13 protein-coding genes are annotated in these 22,836 nt (G+C 43.9%); 1 reads left to right on the plus strand and 12 read right to left on the minus strand.

The genetic code is table 11. The features are described 5' to 3' along the window. Positions 1 to 31: 31 nt before the first annotated feature. The 10 genes from HMO_RS0107960 to HMO_RS0108010 all read right to left on the minus strand — a co-directional run bounded on the left by HMO_RS0107960 (position 32) and on the right by HMO_RS0108010 (position 19,125). On the minus strand, positions 32 to 2,902 hold the full coding sequence (locus HMO_RS0107960; protein WP_175282104.1) for an ankyrin repeat domain-containing protein: 2,871 nt from the start codon (positions 2,900 to 2,902) through the stop codon (positions 32 to 34). A gap of 217 nt (positions 2,903 to 3,119) precedes the next feature. Continuing rightward, positions 3,120 to 4,211 carry a hypothetical protein gene (locus tag HMO_RS0107965; protein WP_010301125.1) on the minus strand — a complete coding sequence of 364 codons (1,092 nt, stop codon included), beginning with the start codon at positions 4,209 to 4,211 and terminating at the stop codon, positions 3,120 to 3,122. A gap of 259 nt (positions 4,212 to 4,470) precedes the next feature. After that, positions 4,471 to 5,637, minus strand: coding sequence for an ELM1/GtrOC1 family putative glycosyltransferase (locus tag HMO_RS0107975; RefSeq protein WP_010301132.1), 1,167 nt, complete (start codon positions 5,635 to 5,637; stop codon positions 4,471 to 4,473). A 254-nt stretch (positions 5,638 to 5,891) separates the two neighbouring features. Then, a complete protein-coding gene (locus HMO_RS15625) occupies positions 5,892 to 6,974 on the minus strand; it encodes a hypothetical protein (RefSeq protein WP_029448682.1) in 1,083 nt (360 codons plus the stop codon). A gap of 77 nt (positions 6,975 to 7,051) precedes the next feature. Beyond that, positions 7,052 to 8,320 (minus strand): GTPase family protein, encoded by a 1,269-nt coding sequence (locus HMO_RS0107985; RefSeq protein ID WP_010301137.1) that lies wholly within the window; start codon positions 8,318 to 8,320, stop codon positions 7,052 to 7,054. A 321-nt stretch (positions 8,321 to 8,641) separates the two neighbouring features. Next, on the minus strand, positions 8,642 to 11,104 hold the full coding sequence (locus tag HMO_RS0107990) for a GTPase family protein (protein ID WP_010301139.1): 2,463 nt from the start codon (positions 11,102 to 11,104) through the stop codon (positions 8,642 to 8,644). Between the two features lie 229 nt (positions 11,105 to 11,333). Beyond that, positions 11,334 to 12,122, minus strand: coding sequence for a methyltransferase domain-containing protein (locus HMO_RS14335; RefSeq protein ID WP_010301143.1), 789 nt, complete (start codon positions 12,120 to 12,122; stop codon positions 11,334 to 11,336). 193 nt (positions 12,123 to 12,315) lie between these two features. Continuing rightward, the gene (locus HMO_RS0108000; protein WP_010301144.1) at positions 12,316 to 15,387 is read right to left on the minus strand and encodes an efflux RND transporter permease subunit; all 3,072 of its coding nucleotides are present in this window, start codon (positions 15,385 to 15,387) and stop codon (positions 12,316 to 12,318) included. An 11-nt stretch (positions 15,388 to 15,398) separates the two neighbouring features. Continuing rightward, on the minus strand, positions 15,399 to 16,790 hold the full coding sequence (locus tag HMO_RS15630; RefSeq protein WP_010301146.1) for an efflux RND transporter periplasmic adaptor subunit: 1,392 nt from the start codon (positions 16,788 to 16,790) through the stop codon (positions 15,399 to 15,401). 301 nt (positions 16,791 to 17,091) lie between these two features. Then, positions 17,092 to 19,125 (minus strand): type VI secretion system Vgr family protein, encoded by a 2,034-nt coding sequence (locus HMO_RS0108010; RefSeq protein WP_010301149.1) that lies wholly within the window; start codon positions 19,123 to 19,125, stop codon positions 17,092 to 17,094. A gap of 230 nt (positions 19,126 to 19,355) precedes the next feature. On the opposite strand from HMO_RS0108010, the gene HMO_RS0108015 reads away from it, so the two are divergent. Next, positions 19,356 to 19,985, plus strand: coding sequence for an outer membrane protein (locus tag HMO_RS0108015; RefSeq protein ID WP_010301152.1), 630 nt, complete (start codon positions 19,356 to 19,358; stop codon positions 19,983 to 19,985). Between the two features lie 447 nt (positions 19,986 to 20,432). Here the strand turns inward: HMO_RS0108015 and prfA are convergent, their stop codons facing one another. Both prfA and hisS read right to left on the minus strand, forming a co-directional pair. After that, on the minus strand, positions 20,433 to 21,515 hold the full coding sequence (gene prfA, locus HMO_RS0108025) for a peptide chain release factor 1 (RefSeq protein WP_010301159.1): 1,083 nt from the start codon (positions 21,513 to 21,515) through the stop codon (positions 20,433 to 20,435). 16 nt (positions 21,516 to 21,531) lie between these two features. Next, complete coding sequence (gene hisS / locus HMO_RS0108030; RefSeq protein ID WP_010301165.1) at positions 21,532 to 22,779, minus strand: histidine--tRNA ligase; 1,248 nt, start codon at positions 22,777 to 22,779, stop codon at positions 21,532 to 21,534. Positions 22,780 to 22,836 lie beyond the last annotated feature (57 nt).

Genomic DNA, 22,836 nt, shown 5'->3' on the forward strand with positions numbered 1-22,836 from the left:
AATGAGGAATAAAGAGGCGCCCCATCCCCCTTTAACCTTTTCGCGACGCTTCATCAAGTAAGGCGTGCATTGCCCGAAAGAGACGTGGGTTTCCTATAAAACCTTTCTCTTTGTCCAGGCGCTCAAAGGGCGTTAAGCCTTCGCCATCAGGTAGGTGCATATCTGCACCATGATCAATAAGCAGCTTCAAAATATCTATATTGTGCGTCGTAATAGCCTGATTCAAAGGTGTCAAACCTTTGTCTTTTTTGATATTAACAAGGGCTCCATGATCCAAGAGAATCCTGACCATTTCTACATCGTTTATGACAATTGCATAGTCCAGATAGGATATATTTAAAAAGTTAGGGTGTCTTGCATTAACATCAGCGCCGGCATCAATTAACAGCTTGATCACTGCTTTATTATTCTGAGATAAAGCGGCGCCTAAAATTGTTGCATCTTGAGTCATATGATTAGGGTTGGCGCCTGCAGTTAACAAAGCTTGAACGATACTTTCGTCGTTACCTTTAACGGCTAAAAATAGTGGTGTTATCCGAAAGTCATTGGCAATATTTACATCAGGCTGTTTCTTGAGAAGTAAAGAGACTAAGTTCGAGCGTTTTTCTTCCAACGCTGTGTGTAGAGGTGTGTCTCCGATTGCATCCTGCACATTGATGTCAGCCTTTGCCCTCAGCAGAGCCTCAACTAGAGGAACATTGCCTAATTTTACGGCATAATGGAGCGGTGTTCGGCGGTTTTTGTCTGAAGCATTTACATCGGCCCCGACATCAATGAGGAATCTGGCTATCCTTAAATTACCATCTTCAGTTCCTGGGTGTCTCATTAGATACAATAAGGGGGTGTCCTCGTTATCATTATAAATGTTGAGGTCTGCGCCCTTGCTTAAGAGAGTTTTAGTAATATCGAAGAGATATTCAGGATCTAAACTTGAAAATAGACCGCCATGGATACCATAAAATCCCGTTAATGAGGTTTTTATATGGATTCTATCCATTCTTTCCTTAATTGCTGTGAGCTTAGGGGCCCTGATTATCTTACTGATGGCCTTTATTGCTTTCCAAGGATAAAGCAGGTAGGAGATCCTTTTTATGGCGGCTGGTTCATTTAGAGGAATTGTTTTCTCAATCCAGCGGTTTAAAAGCGGTATAAATTGAGGTAAAGGAGCAGATAAGACAAGATTGATTGATCGCAAAATCTTCCTGGAATTCTTTAAAGCGGGGCTATAAACCATATCCATAGGAATATACGGATCCTCTTCATAAGTTCTCAATAAAGAGTCGGGCGAGAAAGGGAAAAGAGATGCTATCCATTCATTACGCAGACGTTGATAGTTTTCGCGCTCAATAAACCAAGCGTCATTATCTTGATTAATTCTACGCAAACTAAAGTGGCCCATTTCGAATTCCCACTGATAAGCCGGGATATCATTTATAAAGAGGATAAGGATGGGAAAGGTGCCGTTAATGGTCGGAGAACCTGTTCTTAAATCCTGCCAAGACAATTTATATCCTTCACGGGAAAACAGCTCGCATAGGCGCTCAAGTTTCTGACTCGCTTGCTTAAACCCTTCCTTTTCCAAATTTAGCCAGGGTTGATTCAGAGCTTTATCGGGAATAAGCTTAGCAATCACATTTAGCATATTAAAGATTCCCTTAGGAGAAGCTTCCTCTACTGGGTAATTAGATTTAATCTCATAAATTGGTACTGAGCCCTGGGGAGAACGGCCATACTGGACATCATTAAGATTGGCAACGGGGTTTCCGTTGTTTAAATCTGAGACTACTCTAACCCACTCATTATGGACAGTTTTAGTGGTCGCCTGAGGAATATAAGAATAACTTTTAAAGAAAAGCTTCATTTTTTGAAAAGGGGCATCGTTCTGCTTTGCCTGAGATCCTTTTTGAGGAGCTAAGCGCTGCTCAACCCTCTCTAAAGTTTCAACTGACAACAGGCCATTGTGATGACCCAGGAGAACCATCAGAAGATTGCGAAGCGAGGTCTCGCCACAGTCAGGAAATTTTGCCCCCTCATAAACGGTGTCAGTGCGGTAATTAATGTCATCAATAAACAGGCTGCCATAAGATGCTTGAGCCTTTGCCTTAAAGAAAATCAGTTCCTCGTCGTCCGATTGTAGGCTTTCAAACAGGTATAATTTTTTCTCTTCGATGGAGTTAATGCTGTCGGGAAGGGGCAGAGATAAATTAAATTCCCGAGAAGTCATAAGCTCTTCCTCCATTAAATCGGGTAGCTTTTGTAGATCATTTTTGTTGTCCGCCACCAGGCAAAAATAGCCGAGCAATGAAATGATAACGATATTGGATGGATAAAGCTGCTGTTGCGGCTGGGCAGGGTTGGCCAGTTCTTCTTCCATCTGATAGGCATCCAAGAGCAGCTCCGCAAACTCTCTTATCGGCTTAGGCTTCAGATTCCGACTTACAGGTTTAAATTTTGAAATAATGGTGCTGATTTTATTCTCGCGACTATCGGTGTTTATTAAGGTAATAATGATATCATTAATTAGCTCCAGCTTTGTGCTGAGATAGCCAGCAGGGTTACGCGCACTCCCGCTCGTATTGGCGACAAATTGAATGCCATCAGGGCTGGGGAAAAGGACTTGTATCAATTCAGCAATTTTATCTTGCGGTCTATCGGCTGACTCTTCTGCTTCTCCTGAAGTCTGATAGGGGCCAAAAAACCTAATTCTTTCCAATAATCCGCCATGAATGGCAACCATCCCCCAGAATGGAGAGATATCTTTGTAATCCTCTTTAGTCTGCTTATACATCCCCGTCACCTGAGTAAAAGGAATGCTGGCCCTTGCTTGATAGAGGCTTAAGGACAAGACAACGGCTATTAATAATAAAACTATCTTCATAGCAGTGAGGTGTTCATTCAGCATAACCTTAAGCATACAGCGAAATTGTTAAACCTAAATTAATTAGAAGAATAATCTCACTTGTTGTGAAGCTAAATCTGGAGCGTTTATTTGATTTTTACCGGAGGTTCGCTTGAAAAGATTTTGCTTCTTTCCCCACAAAGCCTCGCCAACCCCCACTTAGGGATTGGCAATGTAAGCGACTCCTTTCTTTAGAGGAATCCTTCTTTATGTTGGCTTGTTAAGCGGAAAGATTGCCCGCCTTATGAGTAAGAGCTGTATCTTGCCCTCCCTCGATAGTTTGACTGTGAGCAGGTTTAAAACAATGGACATAATTTTCAATCACAATGCCTGGCATTGAGACACTGCCCCCACTCAAGTAATTGATAAAGGGTGGCATCTCCAGTTTCTCTTTACTTTCACCATAGGTTGGTTCCTGAGGGAAAGCAGGAATTATTAGCGGTTTATTATTGCCACCCTTGTCGTCATTTGAAGAAGAAAGTTGACGTTTTTTGGACTTAGTGGCTTTTGGTTTTGATTTAGATACTTTTAATTTAGCTAAGCTAAAATTGGGTGTCATCAAAATGCTAGTCGTCGCCTCATCGCCTTGTCCTACATTTATTTTAAAACCGGGGGTTATTAGAGTGTGGATTTTAAGGTTGCCGCCTCGGGAAACATCTGCTTTAAAATTATCACTTTTAACCCGTTCGGCATTAATCTGTCCGGAAGGGGGGATCTGTAATAACAGTGAACCTTCAATATCGTCAACTATGTTTATGGTTGCCAGGCCAGGAGTTAGCTTATAGGCGGAAATTGTTCTCGGATAAGCTAGCGTGATTACCGCGCCTGACAGGTCATAGCCAGCATACTTCAAGTGTATAGATCTACGACGGTCAGCGCGGGTAGGATGAGTGTCAGAAGTGGTCAGAGCTTTCAAGCGGGTATTTTCATCAAGATCGGTTTGTTCAAAGACCGCCTTTTGTTTAAATTTCTTGCCAAGATATATCCTGCCCTCATTTATAAGATAATGCTCTGTAAAGCTAAGACGCAAGTGTCCTTTCTTATTAGAAATCTTTACCTTCTTAGCGACTTCAGGTGGAATTCCCCGATAACTAATTGCCAATACCGGCTTCTTGCTATGGCTACCCTCATTTCTTTGCAAGTTAACCTGTCCGACCAGACCATTAATCTCAAGACTTGTTACCTCTTCAAACTTTTGCCCTTGAGTACAATCTTTTAAACGGGTTGGACTTTTATGAGGAATATCTAAACTTTGAAGCGAGGTCGTCAAAGCCAAAGAACTTAAAATGCTGACTCGTAAAATTAGATACATTTATGCAACCTTTATGCTTAAAATTTGAATTAATTTATCTTTATAGAAAGGAAGGTTGCAAGAGATTTATTGGGGAAGGTTGACGTTAAGGGGGCTCAAGAGAGCACCAACAAAGGATGCCGCTCCCCCTGGAAGAGGATAGCTTTTAAGGCTATTAATAATAGCCCCTTAAATCTGGCGATTTAGGGGGCTAAGGGGGGATTTCTAATCTTGGGCCTTACTCTTCATACTGATAAAGAGCCAACCAAAAGACAAAGATTTATAGTAACATTTTAATAACTTCATCCGCAATCACTTGGGCAGCGGTTTTATTGAGGACTGAGGTCCCCGAGGCACTCGGAATTTCATTAAAATCTGTATCTAGAAGTTTAATCCGACCATGTTGCTGTTCCATTTTTACATGGGCCATATGGTTTTCATTCATGCTATCGGCGGGATAGACATAAACTTGACCTTTTTCTAAGTTATCAACGCTTTCAGAGACCATGGAGGTCGACTCGCCGGGAACAAATAATGCCCCTTGCGTATGCAGGACAGCACCATAGATCGCTTTGCTCATGCTGGGTTGCTTGAAGATAAAGCTGTAGAACTTATATTGGTCAGCAGGGAGTTCGGCGGCTAAAACGGCAGTGAAGGCGGCCGAGACTTCATTGGGCTCTGTTGCCAGTGTATGAAAGTTCTCAATAATTGTCTGAGTGCCGGGATCGTATTTACCGGTGCGGGGCCCATCTGTTGCCAGAACAACAGCGTTCTCTGCCTTAGCTAGTTGCGCAATTTTACGAGCTAAGCGTTGCGCTTCAGCAACGGAATAAAACCGAATGTTACCACTAGCGTCCGGGGCATCGCCGCCTAAGATAACGCCGATGTACTTTTTATAATTTTTGAGTGGCAGCAGCTGATTCTGATACTTCTGGTAATCTGCTTCGATTTGGGCTTTCGTAAGGTTATGTGCTACGCCAATTGTTTGAATGAGCTTCTTAGGGTTTTCAGCCACGAATGTGGGAGAAACAGCATGCGCCGGTAAAGCAATCAAATCGGCATACTCTTTGTCACTCGCTATCTTATCAGTTAATTGATGCGAAGAAAGGACACAGCGAACAAACGGTTCATTTATTTCGGTCTTGATTTCTTTAAAAGCATCAATTCCATAGTCTCCGACCGATATGACCACCACTTTATCACGAGGATGCTTTTTGTGGATTTCTTTAATGATCATAATTAATTTGTCTAGTTCCTTAATATTAAATTCTTGAAAGATTGTGGTGTTAGGGACTACTTGTTTGAGCGCACTTTGAATGCCGAGTATTTGGTTATGGTCTCCCACAGCTTCCGGGTTGGTGAGTGTAAATACTTGGGGAGCCGCTTTAGCAAGCATCGGGAAAAATAACAGGGTGAATACCCAAAATTTTTTAAAGAAATTCTTCATTTTGCTCTCTTCCTAAATTATACAAAATAATGTTGATAGCATATCAAGCTAAGCTCAGATGTGTATAATAGCTAAGCTGGGGTGCTTGGATAAACGTTATATTGTGAAGAATATTCGCTCTTTTAGTTAGTTTGTGCTCTCTTTTACCCCAATAAATAAATTAGCAATATCAGTTTAGAGGAAAGAAAGAGCGTCAGGCATTTGCCCACCCGACGTGTCAGCTCCAGTTAGAATAGAAAGATGCCTTATTATGGCTAATCAATATCCCTAACAAATTGATTGGATAAAGAATTCTTAGCTTCTTGATGATAAGAATTATAGGTTGCAAGAATGCTAGCTTTATCTATAGGCTTTCGGGGGACTGGAAGGTCCTGGCCATCAGTATTTAATCCTGAACCGTCACAGCCGTCCGCAGCCTTACCTCTGTCCTCTTGATAGCCTGGCAATACCTGCCAGCGATCTTCAGCGGCTACTGTGCGAGTGTGGGTCTCAATGACTGGCAGATCGGGTAAAGCGAAAGTTTCTGTTCTATAGGTTATCGGATTAAAAGCAACGTCAAGGGCATCAATCGACTTTATAAGCAAGCCTGGCCAAGGAACAAACCACAACCAGCCTGGGGTTTGCATGGTGCGCTCCACAGGGACCCTTCTTTCTCCTGTGCGCCCGGTGATCATTTGAACTTCCTGAAATTTCTCTTCTTGGCTGCGGTTGGTAATGAGTGTTCCTTGACAATGCTTACCATGGCGACCGCCTGTACCTCCTATGCCGCCTATGCCATGGGCTCCGAGGGGACCATCAGCTGCAACAAGCTGCCACTCGCGGTTGCCGTCAATAATAACTTCTCCCTTAAATCCGCCTTGGCCACCATGGCCGCCTCGGCCACCATTGCCGCCGGCTTGCCCATCTGTACCTCGGTCATGGTAATAATACATATTCCCCTGTTTTGTCTTTAATCTTAGATCCCCGTTGCTGCCATCTTTACCGCAGCTGCCATCAGTACCATGGCCGCCTTTCCCTCCGGGACCGCCATTTGTCTGAATAGTAAGTCCAGGGGTATTATGGAAGATTCTGCCTTTCCCGTAGAAATTTCCACCGTTTTTCCCAGGTTTACCAGGTTGGCCATCTCGACCAAAGCCTGTCCCGTCACTACCGTCCGCGCCTGCCCCTCCACTCAAATTAACAAGCCTTCTATCTAGGATCTTCCAAGAGGGAGCGATAATATGGAGTGATACGCCTGGATAACTAATGTTGGTATCAAAAAAGAGAGTATGATGTGCCAAAACTTTAATGCAGAGATCAGGTATACTGCCGATGAGTCGCAGTCCCTTCTCAGCCAAATCACTTAGTCCTAACACATACCCATTTATTAAAAGCTCGCCATTGACGAGTTTGCTATCAACCTGGATTAGCTGCTTTACCTTTTCAAGGAGAACATTATCTCCAACATCTTCTTAAGAGAAGAGGAATGAGAAAAAGCTTCAAGCTCTGTGGTGAAGATTTTATTTAGCTCTGATTTAAAGTCTTGGTCGCTTATGCCCTCAAGATTGCGCAGGCTATCTTTAAAGACAGCTAAAGAATCATGGACGTGCTTTAACTTTAACCGTAAGTCCGTTACAGGGCTTTGATGATTATCAATTAGCTGATGACAATAATCCACGACAGATTGGCAAATATCATTGCTGACAAAATTGCAAATCCGCTCATTAAGAACGCGGACATAGCGGGAGAGCAGAAGTTTTGCCGCTGAGGAGAGTGCTATATTAACTTTAGGCACAACCATAGCCTCAGTAGCTAAGATTGTCTCCAGAATATTAGCCCTTGCTTCTGGAGAGTATTGTCCCGCCTGGCTGGGAGCAGGCATACCTACCTTTCTTTCCTTTTGCACCAAGATATTTAAAAGATCTTTAACCTGGCCTTGGTGGAATTCATGCGTATTATCAGCTTCTAATTCCCAATTTATATTTTCTATAAGTTCTTGTAGCTCATAATATCTTTGTTTAGTAACCACGAGAGAAAGGGAAGTTAATTGCGACTCAGGTTTACTTGGCTCAGCCAGAACGTCAGTCACCCTTTTTAAGAGATGAAGGAAGGCTGTTGCTCGTCCTTCTTCAATGTTAGCTTCATTCTCAGTAGTAACCATCACAAGTTTGGTCGGAGCTGAGCTTTTAAAAAGTTGGTAAATCGCACAAGCATTGATAATTTCTCTTTCAGGGCCGGCAGGGTCACCAAAACCCGGGCAATCCCAGAAAACCATATTGGTTGTCGGTTCATGCCAAGAAACGGGGAGTGCTGTGCCTGCTCTCACGCTGTGGCCAATATGGAAACCTGGTAAAAGCTCCTCGGCTGCCACTTCTAATCGGTATCTTTTAGAGTGAGAAATTTGCTGTGCTAGAAGGTTTTTCCCCGCCAATAAATGAATAAGAGTCGTTTTGCCAGAGCCGGTGTTGCCGATCACGATGATCCGCGGTGCTGTCATTTCATAATGGGGATTTTCCTCTATTGTAGCCAGGGCCTTTTGAATTGCCGTATGCAAATTCTCTATTTTAACAGCAGAGGTTTCGGAGGTGCCTGGGGTTTGAAAGTTTGTGCTGCTCTTCACTTCTTCTGAATGCATCATACCCCAGGAAAAGGAGATTGATTGATAAAGCAAAGAGATAAGCAATAGTAATCTTCTATATTTCATGGCTTCTTCTTTCTCTTTTTGGTGTAAACAAAAATTTTAAATATAAGTTAGTAATTTTTGTTCCGAATTATAAGCGTTATTATTTCAATAAATTTACGCCAATAGATTAACTCTCTCTTGTCTCAAGCAGGTATTTGAATTCATACGATTAATTTTAAGAGAGTATCGATGGTTTTCTGTCGTGATGATTAGGGGAAGAATAGGGGCTAGATTCCTATTGATAAAAAACAAAGAATCTAGCCCTAGAAGATTACTCTTATGAAAAAAATAAGCGCATGATTAATGCGCTTGACTTTGCTCCTTATGCGTAATGCAGGGTAATTAGTTAATCTCCTTGACGAATTCATATATTGAAGAATTCTTGGCCGCTTGATGATAAGAATTATAGGTTGCAAGGGTGCTAACTTTATTTATAGGCTTGCGGGCGCTTGGAAGGGGCTGGCCTTCAGTGTTTAATCCTGAGCCTGTAAAGCCATCTGGAGCTTTACCTCTGTCCCCTTGATAGCCTGGCTGCACTTGCCAGAGATCTTCGGCTGCTACAGTGCGGGTTCCTGTGTCAATTACAGGAAGATCCGGGAGGTCCACGGTTACTTGGCGGGTATAGTATTTATCCTCAAAGAGCTCAGCAACTTTAGCTACTTGCCCAAATGGCCAGAACCATACCCATGTTGGTAGCTTCTCCCTTTCTACTAACTCTTCTCGGACTTCTGTACGGCCGGTAATCATGCGCACCGTTTGAAATTCTTCCTCTTTAACGCGATCCGTGACAAGGGTCCCTTGACAGTGGCGGCCATGGCGACCGCCTATGCCCCCTTTGCCGCCTTTTCCATGGGCTCCCATAAGACCATCAGCGGCTACAAGCTGCCATTCACTATTGCCCTCAATAGTAACGTCACCTTTAAATCCGCCTCGGCCCCCATGGCCGCCGCGACCACCGTTACCGCCAGCTTGCCCGTCCGTGCCCCGATCATGGAAATAATGGATATTGCCTACGGATTTAGTTTTCGATGCGGGATTCCCATCTTTGCCATCTTTACCTGGGGTGCCATCCCTACCATGGCCGCCGCCACCACCGCTGCCACCGTTGCTCTTAATCGTAAGCTTACCAAGGCTAAAGAAAATTCTTCCTTTTCCATAGAAGTTTCCGCCGTCTTCCCCTGCTTGGCCAGGTTGTCCATCTTGGCCCAAACCTAAGGCGTCGCTGCCGTTGGCACCTGGTAGGCCGCTGAGATCAATCAATTTGTTATTAAAGGTTTTCCAAATTGGAGCAATAATGTTAAAGGAAAGGCCGGGATAACGGCCATCCTTATCAATAATGAAAGTATTGAGTGCCATAATATCGACTTGCTTGATACTGGACAGATCAAAGCTGCCAAGATCACTCATACCGATCACAACTCCACTAATTCTAAGTTGCCCGTTCGCAGAATTACTCTTTACCTGAATAAGCTCGGAGATCTTTTTATAAATGGAATCGTGTTTTAATACCCAAGGGTCCACATTATACTCAATAGTTTTATCGATTTTCTTTAAAAAAGACAGCATTTCAATCATCTTTCTTAAAGCCATAGCTGGAAAAAGGCTTTCTAGTTTTGTGGCAAAGAGATTATCCAGTTCCACTTTAAGGTTATCTTCTTCAACCGTTTTAAGCTTTGCTAGCCCATCTTTAAAATTAGACAAAGCGAGAGCAGTACGTTCGAGAGCTAATCGTAAATTACTTACCGTTCCTTGATGGTTGTCAATTTGCTGGTGACAATAGTTTATAACAGCGTACGCAATATCGTTGTCTATAAAATTAATAATACGCTCATTAAGATTGCGCGAATATTCAATAAGGAGAAGCTTTGCCTCCGCGGATAACTCTATGTTAACTGTCGGCGCAACGATGGGTAGTGTCGACAAAATCATCTCTACGATACTCTCTCTTGCTTCACAAGTATACGAGCCTGGTTTCGTCGGTATTGGAAGGCTAGCACTTCTTCCTGAGGGCAGCAATGTCTTTAAAAGAGCACTGATCTGGCTGTGATGCAATTCATGAGTGTTATCATCTTCGAGCGCCCAACTAAGATGTTCTATAAGCTCTTGCGGTTCATAGTCTCTTTGCTTAGTAATGATAAGGCTTAAGGGTAACAAGGAAGTCTCAGTTGTATCTGCTGGGCTTACTACATCAGTAACCCTTTTCAAAAGCCGTAAGAAGTTGGTGGCTCGTGCTGTCAAGAAATCGGCCTCCGATTCTGTCGCCACCAGAACAATGCGAGCGGGAACTGAGCTCTTGAAAAGCTGATAGATAGCAAAAGCATTAATGATCTCTCTTTCAGGTCCGGCAGGATCGCCAAAGCCTGGACAATCCCAGTAAACAGTATTATGGACTTTGTCATGCCACGAAACAGGTAGGCCTGTTCCTGCTCTGATTCCATGACCAATTTGAAAGCCGGGTAAGACATCTTCAGGAGCCACAGTTAACTGATATCTTCTCATATTTGAGATCTGCTGCGCGATAAGATTTCTCCCAGCTAATAAATGAAGTAACGTCGTTTTGCCAGCGCCCGTATTGCCAATGACAACAACCCGAGGGTCGGCTATTTTATAAGCTGGATTTTCCTCTACAGCATCTAATACTTTCTGAATCTCTAGATGTAACGTCTCTAATTTATCAACGGGCGATTGCGTACAGGTCGTGGTACAATGAGATCTATCTATCTTCTCGGCCGGCTGTGTTGCCCCTGAAAGAGAAGCTAACTGACAGATTAAAGAAGCAAGTAATATTATTCTCTGAGTCTGCATAAATTCTAATATCCCCCGTATAAGTATAAAATTTTATTTAATTTTTAATGATGTGATGTTAGCATTCGCTTTTTATAAGGTAAATAACTATTTGAGCCTACTATTGAGGGGGAGGAGAGCATGGAGAGGGGAGACGTGGCAAAGGCGCGATGCTAAATAATTGTTATTTAACTCAGAGATTATACTAGATTTGTAAAGGGAACAGCGTTTAAGAATTCACTCAACCAAGCTATTGTAAAATCTGACTAAGGTGATACTGAGCACTTCCGCGTGGTAAAGGGCGTTGCTGGTTAGCAGCAGGGGCCCATCCTGACATTAAGAGAATATCAAGCTCTAAACGACACGGGTTAGGGGGCATAAAGGATTTAGATAGCTCAGCAAAAAACTGCTTACCAGAGAGTCCTTTAAACCCGGCATACATGCTGTTTGACAAGCCAAGGCTTTTTAATTGCTGGAATAGCGGCCAAGGGTTGTTATCCGTCAATTCAATAATTTCATGGTCAAGGACTGGAATAGCAAAACCTGCTCTTTGGAGAAGCGCTGCGGCATCATGAAGCGAGATTAAAGGAGCTACACGAGGTGAGCAGCCCCCGCGCGTAATGAGTTCAGCTTGTTGGGTGGCTGCACGCAGCTGCCATAAAGAGGTTCCCCCCATGAAGGCTCCCAAAAATAAACCATCGGACTTAAGGCAATAATTGATCTGTTTTAAAATCCCGGGCACATCATTGGCATGATGCAAGTCCATATAACTGATGACAAGATCAAAGGTGGAGGCAGGAAATGGTAAGTGTTCTGATAAAGCTTCGACAGTGCGCCCAAGGGTGACAATACGATGAGGTGGGGTGAGGGGAGAGTACATAAAGTCGCCAATAATAAGGACGGACTGAAAGTCTCGCTTAATATAACTTAGGCGCTCATGGAGAAGGGCGTGCAGAGAATGATGGAGGGGATGCTGCGTGTCAAGCTTCAATTGCTTATGGCGAAGAAGTTGCAGCTGACGATTAAAAATGGGGTCCATCACAAATTAAACCTTGGCTAGAATTTGCTTGCCGACCATCTTAAGAATGGTCTTCCTCCTAAACGGTTGCGCTACGCTTAGGGAAAGTGCTTCCCCGTCGTATTATAAGAGTACAGCCTTAATCTGTCTAAAAGCAACTCTGGAAAATGTAATCATCAAAACAGGTCACAGCAGGATCAAGACTGACTTATTGTTAAACATCTAGTGGTAGCACTTTTCGTTGGTTGGGTGAGATGGCCATATAAACGATTGGGAGCACAAATAAGGTGAAAATTGTACCAAAAGTCATGCCGCCTACGATCACAAATCCAATCTGACGGATACTTTCCGAACCTGCCCCTGAGGCAATTGCTAACGGAACTGATCCTAAAACCATAGCAAAGGTTGTCATTAAAATGGGGCGCAGACGCATCTGTGATGCTTGAATAACCGACTCCATCTTAGATTTGCCTTCATCACGCAGTTTATTGGTGAAGTCAACAATCAAGATACCGTGTTTTGTGATCAGCCCAATCAAGGTGACTAATCCAATTTGGCTATAAACATTTAGGGTGCCATCTTTAATTAACGCAAGCGTAATTAACCCACCGGCTATCGATAAAGGCACCGATAAAATAATGATAAAAGGATCAATCCAGCTTTCAAATTGGGCAGCAAGCACTAGATAAATAAACGCCAAGGCTAATCCAACAATCAATAAGATGTTTTGTGACTCTTCAATATACTTGCGCGTTTCTCCGATAAATTCGATACGGACATCTTTAGGCAGTTGTTCACGGCGGATGGTTTGGACAAAATTAATACCATCTGATAAGCTAGTACCCCGCGTGAGAACAGCACTCATGCTGATGGCGCGATACTTATTGTAGCGAAAGATTTCAGCAGAGCCAGCTGCCGAGTGCACTTCAACGAGCTCCGCAATAGGAACTAATGTGCCCTTTTTATCGCTTGCTTTCATGAACAGATTCGTGATGTCGTTGGGTGTCTGTCGGGCTTCATCCATAACTTCCACCATGACGTCATATAAACGGTTTTCTCTTTTAAAGGTACCGGCTTTACGTCCCCGCACAAGCGCATCAACCGTATCAGCAATGGCGCCGGGATCAATGCCTAAGGTCGAGGCTTTATTGCGACGAATGGTGAGTTTATACTCTTCAGTGTCAGCACTAGAATTGCTGAGAACACGCTGCACCTTATCGACGTTGCCGTATAAGCGGTCTCTCATTATTTCAAAGTAGCCTTTAATTTCTTTAACTGACTTGTTTGCAGCCACCACAAATTGAACGATATTATTGTTTTCCGCTTCTCCGCCCATGCTGCCAAATTTAATGGAGACACCGGGAATAATTTCTAAGCGTTTGCGCAGGTCTGCTACCACGTCTTGGGTAGAGCGGCCACTTTTACGATCCACTTCGGCCATAATGTCATAGGTTGGATTCTTAATATTGACCACCCGGCGGGTAATCTCTGGCATCGTGGCTAATATATCGTCAATCTGCTTAACATAGCGGTCTGTAAAGTCTAAGGTTGAGGATGGACTCGATTGCCCATCAATAAAGATCTTACCTTGATCTTCATAAGGGAAAAATTCTCGGGTCAAGCCGAAGAAAGCAGCTAAGCCTAAAGCACAAAATATCCCTGTGGCAATGATAACGTTTTTCGGCTGCGCTAAAACGGAGGTAACCTGCTCTTTGTAAACTACTTCAAGTTTATCAAGCCATATATCACTGCGGAATTTGCTTTTAAAAGTAGCCCACCATTTTGCTTCTTGGACACCAAGGGTGCCCTCCCCATGCCCTAAAAGGCGTGAACACATCATAGGTGATAACGTTAACGCTGCAAATCCCGAAATGATAACCGAAACTGCAAGGGTAATGGCATACTCGGTGAACGTCTTTCCAATCGTTCCGGAAATGAGAGCAAAAGGCATATAAACTGCAGCCAAGGTTAAAGTCATGGCAATAACGGCAAACGTGATCTCACGCATACCCCGGATTGCAGCCGCAAAAGGTTTTTCGCCTTCTTCAATGCGGCGATAAATGTTTTCAAGAACCACAATCGCATCGTCGACCACCAAACCGATAGCTAATACCATTGCCATTAATGTCAGAGTATTAATGGAGAAGCCCAAGAGGTACATGACAAAGAAGGTCGCAATTAACGAGACAGGGATCGTCACCAATGGGATAATAGAGGCCCGAGCCGACCGTAAAAACGCAAATACGACAAGGGTCACAAATATAAAGGCTTCAAATAGAGTCTGCTGAATGCGATTCAAGGCATCTTCAATAAACTTTGCTGTATCAGATCCAATCCTAAGCGTCATGTCTTCAGGTAAACGGTCCTGAATTTTGGGAATCATAGTGCGAAGCCGGCGTGCCAGTTGCACGGGATTGGCTGTAGATTGTTTGTAAATCCCAATACTGACGCCAAGCTTACCATTGAAATAAGTTCTGGTCTTCGTGTCCATGGTGCTCATTTCGGCCGTCCCAATGTCTTTTAGAAGGATCAGAGTGCCTTCTTTATTGGCAATCGGTAAACGGGCGAACTCTTCCGGGGTTTCAGAGCCGGCTACGGTGGTAACCAAAAATTCTCTATCTTTACTAACGAGTTTACCGGCTGGCTTTTCTATGTTTTGTTGGCGAATAGCCTGGATCACCTCAGTAACAGTAATCCCATAGCCCGACATTTTGACAGGGTCAAGCTTGAGCTGCATTTTAAACAGCCCGCCTCCGACGACTTCAACGTTTGAGACGCCATCAATGGATTCCAGCTCTTTTTCGATCTCGTTTTTGGCATAATCTTGGAGTTTACTGGGTTCAATGGTATCACTGGTCAAAGCAATGGTCATGACTGGACGGTCATCGGTTTTTGATTTTGTTAGTGTGGGATCTTCCATTTCATGAGGCAACTGATTGCGGATCTTAGCTAAGCGATCACGGACGTCACTAATGGCATCGTCGGCCCGACGTCGAGGCGAGAATTCGACGGAAATCTTAGAAGTTTCTGGTGAACTGGTGGAATTAAAATGTTCAATACCCTCGATTCCAGATATTGCTTCCTCAATAACGCGCGTGACTTGGGCTTCAACGACTTCCGGCGCTGCTCCATGGAGGTGCGATTCAATGGTAATGTAAGGAGACTCAATCGTAGGTTTGTGCTGAAGGGGTAACCGCGAGTAGCCGACTATACCCAGTAGGATCAAAATTAAGGTCATGACCCATGAGAATACAGGCCGTTTAATACATACTTCTGATAGACTCATGGAGGTACCCTCTATTCAGTTTTCTCTGCTTTGCTGTCGGATGATGTGGGCGAAGGGGTGGGTGCTGCTGCTGAAGTCTCCTTCTTGACTTCTCCTTTGGATTCTTCGGGCGGCGTTTTACTAGCCTCTGCGGTCTTTGTTTGAGAGGCCGTTGAAGGGGCAGACGATTTTGAATCTTTATTATTTAATGATGATTTATCCTGGTTTGCTTTATCCTCACTATCTTCAGATTTTTTAGTGCCCGTTGCTAAAGATTTAAGCGCCTCTTCAGGTTTGGGACCTTGGGTGGTCACGGCTTTACCAGAATAAATCTTAATCTGGCCGGCGGTGACAACATTTAAGCCTTCCCGCAGATTGGTCAGAATTTCTACCATGGCATTTTCCCGAGTGCCGGTAACCACAGGGACCAGCTGCGCCCGTCCTTCGTGAACCACATAGATTAATTCACGGTTACCATCGCGAATTAAGGCTGATTCAGGGACTAATAAAGCATCCGTTTTTTCACCAATAATCAAACTAACATTGGCATAAAGTCCAGAGCGAAGCTTGCCGTCATCATTGGGAATGGTAGCTCGCACGGCAATGGAATGGCTGACCGAATCCACGCTGGAATCAATGGCTTCTACTGTGGCCGTAAATCTTTCATCTGGAAAAGCGTCAAGCTTAATTTCAGCTAACTGGCCAACTCCGATGTCATGAAGATTCTTTTCGGGAATTTTAAAGTCAGCGTAGATGGGACTATTGTCAACAATTTTTACCAGGTCTTGGGCTGCCTGCACGTAAGCACCGGGATCAATATCAATCAATCCGATCACCCCGTCAAAAGGCGCCAGAATGGTCGCTTTATCTAGGGCAGCTTGAGCTTTGTCGACTTGGGCCTTAGCGGCTTCAAATTGGGCTATTGCTTCATCAAATTTCTTGTTGCTTTCAATTTTGCGTGCTTGCAGCTGTTTAGAGCGTTCGTAATCATTTTGCCTTAATTTAAGTTCAGCTGCTGCCCCTTCCAAAGCTGCTCTCAGATCAGCGTCTTCAAAAACAATCAGCACATCACCTTTGCTAACTTGCTCACCTTCCTTAAAATGGATCTCCTTGATGCGGCCTGCCATCTCTGATCGCAAGGTGACCTCAGCATTAGCATGCAGCAAGCCAACTGTATTTATGCGTTTGGTAATTTTGCCACGATTCATTCGGGCCATTTCTACCACGGCAGGCTGATTTTGCTGCCGCATTGCATTCATATCTTCACCAAGGTAGCTTCGACAAGCATCCTTAATATAGGGACTGATAAGGGGGGAAGTTATCTTGCCAACAACCCAAAGGCCCAAGGCACCGGCAACGACGCCGCCAGCAATAAAGGGAACTTTATCTTTGGTGAAATAATTAAGGATGTTTGCTTTTTTCATTGGTCCGCCGCTGTATATGTTTTGAAGTTTTCCAATATAAACTTTAATAGGGAATAAATTAAGAAAGCCCTAAAATGTGGAATGTGAACTGTTTTTAACTGAACTATACCATAGATCACTTACCTTTGCCAAATATATTTATAAGCATTCTTTTTGTTATTATACTTTAAAATCAAGCACTTAATATATCTCAAGCTGATATATTTTTATTTCAGCGCCAGGATAAGAAAATTTGCTGATCGGCTTAATATCGTCAAATTCTTGCGGTGAGAAAAAACATAAAAAGCAAGTCGTGAAGCCTCTAATTGATCTGAACAACACTTCCTTTGATCTGTGTGGGTCCACCGGAGGTGAGCTGCACGCTGCCTCCCGCTGTAACTTTAAAATTACCAGCGGTTTCAAAGCTGATATTGCCACTCACTGAGATAGTTAGGTTTCCCTTAATTGCTAATTGATAATTGCCGCTAACAGTATGACTGAAGTCTGACCCATTCGTATGGGTTTCTTTATCGCTGACCACAATTTCTCGGTGTCCTGTAATGGTGGTGGTTTGGTTGCCTTTGGCCAGCGTGGTGTGCATATCGCCTTTTTCGATATGAATGGTATTATCCCCCTTGGTTAAGGTTAAGGTATGGTTGCCTTGATGCGGACCCGCCCCTTTTAAATCGACCACTCGACTGCCTTTGATAAGGATAAGAGTATCATTGCCAGCATTTTTTTTCTTTTTACCGTCATTAGCATGCAGAGTAACTTTCCTGTCGCCACACATGATATCAGTGGTGTCATCTTCATCATTTATTCTTAAAGTACGATTATCCTCCACAATCGTATTCATATCCTTTTGAGCGTGTACAAATATCTCTTCCTTGCCTTTGAGATCTTCGAAGCGGATCTCGTTAAAACCTTGCCCGCCCTTTGTGGTATTTGATCTAATGGTGCTTTTTGTGGGCTCGCTCTTGGCATAGGGGGGGATATGATCGCTGTTATAAACGCAGCCGGTGATCAAAGGGCGATCAGGATCCCCTTCTAGAAAAGTTACCACCACTTCCATGCCGATCCGTGGTGTCCATAAACCGCCCCAGCCGCTACTTGCCCACAGTTGAGCAACGCGTATCCAACAGGAACTTTTTTCATCATTGCTTCCTTTTTGATCCCAGTGGAATTTAACCTTAATACGCCCATATTCATCACACCATATTTCTTCACCAGCCTTACCAGTAACCTTGGCTGTTTGGGTCGATGCTATGGTCGGTTTAGGCGTTATTAAAGGTGCCCTAAAGGGTATATGCGCAGGAAAAGCCTCAAATTTATTGCTGTAAATTTGTTCCTCCGGCTGGGCCAGCATGTTAATTTCATGGATAACGCGGTATACGATAAAATCAGAATTTAAAGAGTGACGAGGATGATCCGTGACCTTAAAGCTATGCATCGGCGCCAGGAGAGGGGCTGTTGACACACCGGTGATCATCTCTTTGCGCCATTCTAATTCTTGAATGCGATGTGTTGCTACCTGATCTCCGGTTTCGTTCGCTTTATAATAGCCGGGGTAGCGATAAACTGTTAATCCGCTACCTTTGCCCTCCATTGTGCTAAATAACTTTGTCGAGGCAGTTTCAAAGTTATAATCAGCTGTTTGAAATTTCTTTGAAACAATTTGCTGGGCATAGGTGATGAATTGAATCTGATCAAAATAGGGTTGCGCCGCAAGAGCTGGCGTCATCGGTAGTCGACTATAGATTTTATGAGCGGCGGCCGATTTATCACAGAGAATCATTTTCTCCCCCGCTGCGGAATGCTCAAAGAAGTAGAAAATCCCTTCTTCTTCCATAAGACGTGAGGCAAAATCAAAGTAGCTTTCTCGGTATTGTACACAATATTCACGTCGGCTGCGGCCGCAGGAGGTTGTCATATCAGACTTATGTTTGACCCCATTTTCTGATAACATTGAATTAATAATATCGATTGCTGTTTTCTGCTGAAAGATCTGATGATCCTCACTAAACTTAAGTAACCAAAATTTTGGATAGACTTTAGCGGTGTAGCGAGTTAAGTCAATCTTGTTGCCAGCGTCCCTAGTGTTAACCGTAAATCCTTGGGAAAATTCGCCAACAATGCCACAAAAATAACGTGAATGGCCCTGATATTTAAATTCTATCTTTACATCGTGTCCAATTATTTTATCAAAAGGGATACTATGGTTAATAGAGTGCATTTCAAGCTCTAAGGTAAAGGGCTCAGAAATGGCCTCGATCATTCTTAAGCGATCAATAACTAACACGTTGGCCCCTAAAGGCGTCGTTAAAATTAAGCTTAAATCGGAATGTTCTTTATACATAGTTTCCTCACGCTTATTCAGATTCTATCTTCCTCTTAAATCGGCAGCTTCTCAATACTAAATTGCAATATATGCAAAATTGTGTGTTTTTCCAGGCACAGGTAATTCGATTTTAATTTTTCTAAAATTCTTTTTTGTTGTATCTAATACTAAAAAAATTTTAGATAAGATGTGTGAATTGCGCTTGAGCTTTAAAGCTGTGAGCGTAAGTGAAAAAAGAGGAGTTTAAAATGAAGAGATTTGCTTTAGCTTTGGTTGCTGCAGCTGCAGTTTCTGGTGCTCATGCTGAGATGGGTACAGGTCTGTATCTAGGTGTTAACGGTGCGATGAATGCTTTTGCTGCAGATGCAAGAGTGATTTCCAATTCATATATTGGTACACAGAAATTTAATTTAGGCCGTCATCACGCTGGTGCTGGTCTGTATGTCGGATACGGTATTTCTTCTGGCTGCATGTTCTATGCTGGCGAAATTGGGTATCAATTTGCAAATGCAAGCATGAACTTTGATTCCTCAAGTTTGGGTCTAGCTGCTAGCTTTGAACATAAAAATCAGTTCAACTTTGCTTTCCGTATGGGCTACAAGTTTACACCAGCAACCATCGGTTATGTTCGTCTAGGCGGAGACTGGGGTAAATTTAAGCTACGCACCAACTATCCTTCCTTAAGCGATAGTAAGTCACGCCTGAGCTTTGCCCCTGGTCTGGGAATGGAAACAGCCTTTGGACGGAACTGGGTTGGCCGTTTGGAATGGGCTTATGGTCTAACTAAAGAATATAAGCGCAGCCTTACCACCATTGGTGTGAAGCTGGATTCAATCCATATGAATTCCACCAAGCTGGGTATTGCTTATAAATTCTAAGCTTGCCTTATCTTAAAAATGAACCCTCTGCCACAAGCAGGGGGTTTTTTGCATCTTATAATTGGGAGTTAATATGACGGTCCTCTTCTCTTTAATCAGGGCTCTTTTAAAATCACTTAAAGTTGCAAGAACTTTCAAGCTGCCTCAAAAGGAGCTCACTTTAAAGCCCACCTCAATACAGTTATTAGGCCCCACGATAATCTTCCTTAGTAAGGCTGGCAAGCGGAGAAGTAGAGAAGATACCCGCATGGAAGGGGAGGTTTAAATTCTTCTCTGTAAAGAGGGTTAGTGCCCCGTAAGACTAAGGGATGAGCAAGAAAAGCTGCCGCTCCGCTTAGCGAGGTAAAGCTAAACGCTAGGAAATCATCAGAAAGTTACTTTGTTTCTACAGTAGAAGTTTTAGGTCTAAGGCGTCGACTATTCTGCAGCCTCTCCGCCACGCTCTTTTTATTCCTCAGTGGCCTCAGCAAGCCTGGTGGCTTGGTCTTCCGAGATTAGCACTTCAATCATTTCGTTTAAGCATTCACCTTCCATAATCAGATCAATTTTATAGAGAGTCAGGTTTATACGGTGATCTGTAACTCGCCCTTGCGGGAAGTTATAAGTGCGTATGCGCTCTGAGCGGTCGCCGGAGCCAATTTGATTGCGCCGGTTAGCTGATCGTTCCATTTCTTTGCGCAGGCGTTCTGCTTCATAAAGGCGCGCCCGCAACACTTTCATGGCCTTGGCTCGGTTTTTGTGCTGGGAACGTTCGTCCTGCTGCGTGACCACAATCCCTGAGGGAATGTGCGTAATACGGACAGCACTGTCGGTGGTGTTAACGTGTTGTCCCCCAGCCCCTGAAGCACGGTAAACATCAATTTGGAGATCCTTTTCATCAATGTGAATGTCGACCTCTTCGGCTTCCGGCAGCACGGCCACGGTGGCAGCTGAGGTGTGAATTCGCCCACTGGCCTCTGTTTCCGGCACTCGCTGAACACGATGCACCCCCGACTCAAACTTTAACCGAGAAAACACGCCCTTGCCCATAATTGAGGCGCTGGCTTCCTTAATCGCCCCTAATCCAGTCTCGTTTAAGCTTAAAACTTCAAATTTCCAGCCTTGGTTGGCGGCAAACCGTTGGTACATGCGAAATAGATCAGCTGCAAACAAACCGGCTTCTTCACCGCCGGTACCGGCCCGAACTTCCAGGATTGCGTTGCGTTCGTCGGCTTCATCTTTGGGTAAAAGCAGGATCTTAATCTGATGTTCCTGATGCGGTAGCTTCTCTTTGAGCTGCTCAAGTTCTTGTTTAGCAAACTCGCGCATCTCAGCATCCATATCTTTGTCAGCAATCATCGCTTCAAGATCTTGAATCTCGCGCTCAGTTTTCCGGACCTCTTCAATGGCCTCAACCACAGGGGTCATATCAGAATATTCTTTCGATAAACGGCCAAATTCTTTGGGATCAGACATCTCTGATTTTGCCAGAATATCTCGGAGTTCATGATAGCGAGTTATGACTTTATCTAATTTTGCTGCTAACGCCACGGTCAATCCTATTTGCTTAGATTAAGTTGCTAAGATAATCTGAAATTTCAGAAATTGCGACTAATTTTTGCTCTCCGGTATCCAGATCCTTAATAATTGCCTGGGATGTTGTCAGTTCTTCATCACCAATCATAATGGCATAGCGAGCATTAATTTTATTAGCTCGCTTAAGGCGTTTGCCAACATTGCCACTGTAAGCAATGTCAGTCATCAGTTGTCTATCTCTAAGCTGCATGGTCAGGTTAAAGCAACAGGAGAATGCAGCCTCACCCACGGGAATAACCGCAATAGGACGATCGTGACCGTCAAGAGCAGGCAGCAATAATGCCAGCCGTTCAATTCCCAAGGCCCAGCCTATTCCCGGCGTCTCTGGGCCGCCCATTTGGCTCATAAGCCCATCATAGCGCCCCCCCGCTAAAACCGTGCCTTGGGCGCCCAGCTCAGTGGTGACAAACTCAAATGCGGTATGATTGTAATAGTCTAGGCCACGGACTAGTCGACGATTAATCTGATATGAAATATTGAGCGCATCTAGGCCTTGGCAGACTTGAGCAAAAAAGGTACTTGAGGTCTCATTGAGATAATTTTCAAATTGAGGAGCGTTGGCAACAAGAGCCCGGTCACCTTCATCTTTAGAATCGAGAATCCGCAGCGGGTTGCGCAGTAACCGGTCTTGACTGTCTTTGGAGAGCTGGTTCTGATACGGTGTAAAGTAGTCAATTAAAGCTTGACGGTAATTTTGGCGAGATTCAGTGTCTCCCAGCGTATTAATTTCTAGGGTCGTCTTTTCGAGCACCCCCAGCGCCTTTAACACCTGTGTGCCTAAAGCGATGGTCTCCACATCACTGTAAGGATGAGCAATTCCTAAACATTCCACGCCTAATTGGTGAAATTGACGCCTCCGGCCGAGTTGCGGCCGTTCATAACGGAACATAGGGCCGCTGTAAATTAATTTGAGGGGCAGATGTTGCGTCAACCCGTTTGAGATGACGGCTCTTAAGGTTCCCGCTGTCCCTTCAGGGCGTAGAGTAACCTCTTCACCCCCTCGGTCTTCAAAGGTATACATCTCCTTGCCGACAATGTCAGAGGTCTCGCCAATGGTCCGCTTGAAAACCGCTGTCGATTCAAAAATTGGTGTGGCTATAGGCTCATAGCCATAGGAGTGAGCAATGGTTTGAGCTGTTTGGATAATATGAGCATGGCGACGGTATTCATCACCAATTAAATCTTGAGTTCCGCGGGGTGGTTGCAATTTTTCAGTCATTATAAGCTCAAGTGTTATTCTCGTTTATTCCTTTGTATCATAAAGATCTATCGTGCA

Origin of the sequence: Candidatus Odyssella thessalonicensis L13 (assembly GCF_000190415.1) — a bacterium.
Taxonomy (GTDB): domain Bacteria; phylum Pseudomonadota; class Alphaproteobacteria; order Paracaedibacterales; family Paracaedibacteraceae; genus Paracaedibacter; species Paracaedibacter thessalonicensis.

Bases quoted from the DNA above. Each gene is read 5' to 3' on its own strand.
- HMO_RS15630 (WP_010301146.1), bottom strand. From the start codon at position 16,790: ATGAAAAAAGCAAACATCCTTAATTATTTCACCAAAGATAAAGTTCCC.
- HMO_RS14335 (WP_010301143.1), bottom strand. From the start codon at position 12,122: ATGGACCCCATTTTTAATCGTCAGCTGCAACTTCTTCGCCATAAGCAA.
- HMO_RS0107965 (WP_010301125.1), bottom strand. From the start codon at position 4,211: ATGTATCTAATTTTACGAGTCAGCATTTTAAGTTCTTTGGCTTTGACG.
- HMO_RS0107960 (WP_175282104.1), bottom strand. From the start codon at position 2,902: ATGCTGAATGAACACCTCACTGCTATGAAGATAGTTTTATTATTAATA.
- HMO_RS0107975 (WP_010301132.1), bottom strand. From the start codon at position 5,637: ATGAAGAATTTCTTTAAAAAATTTTGGGTATTCACCCTGTTATTTTTC.
- HMO_RS0108010 (WP_010301149.1), bottom strand. From the start codon at position 19,125: ATGTATAAAGAACATTCCGATTTAAGCTTAATTTTAACGACGCCTTTA.
- HMO_RS0108000 (WP_010301144.1), bottom strand. From the start codon at position 15,387: ATGAGTCTATCAGAAGTATGTATTAAACGGCCTGTATTCTCATGGGTC.
- HMO_RS0107985 (WP_010301137.1), bottom strand. From the start codon at position 8,320: ATGAAATATAGAAGATTACTATTGCTTATCTCTTTGCTTTATCAATCA.
- HMO_RS0107990 (WP_010301139.1), bottom strand. From the start codon at position 11,104: ATGCAGACTCAGAGAATAATATTACTTGCTTCTTTAATCTGTCAGTTA.
- HMO_RS0108015 (WP_010301152.1), top strand. From the start codon at position 19,356: ATGAAGAGATTTGCTTTAGCTTTGGTTGCTGCAGCTGCAGTTTCTGGT.
- hisS (WP_010301165.1), bottom strand. From the start codon at position 22,779: ATGACTGAAAAATTGCAACCACCCCGCGGAACTCAAGATTTAATTGGT.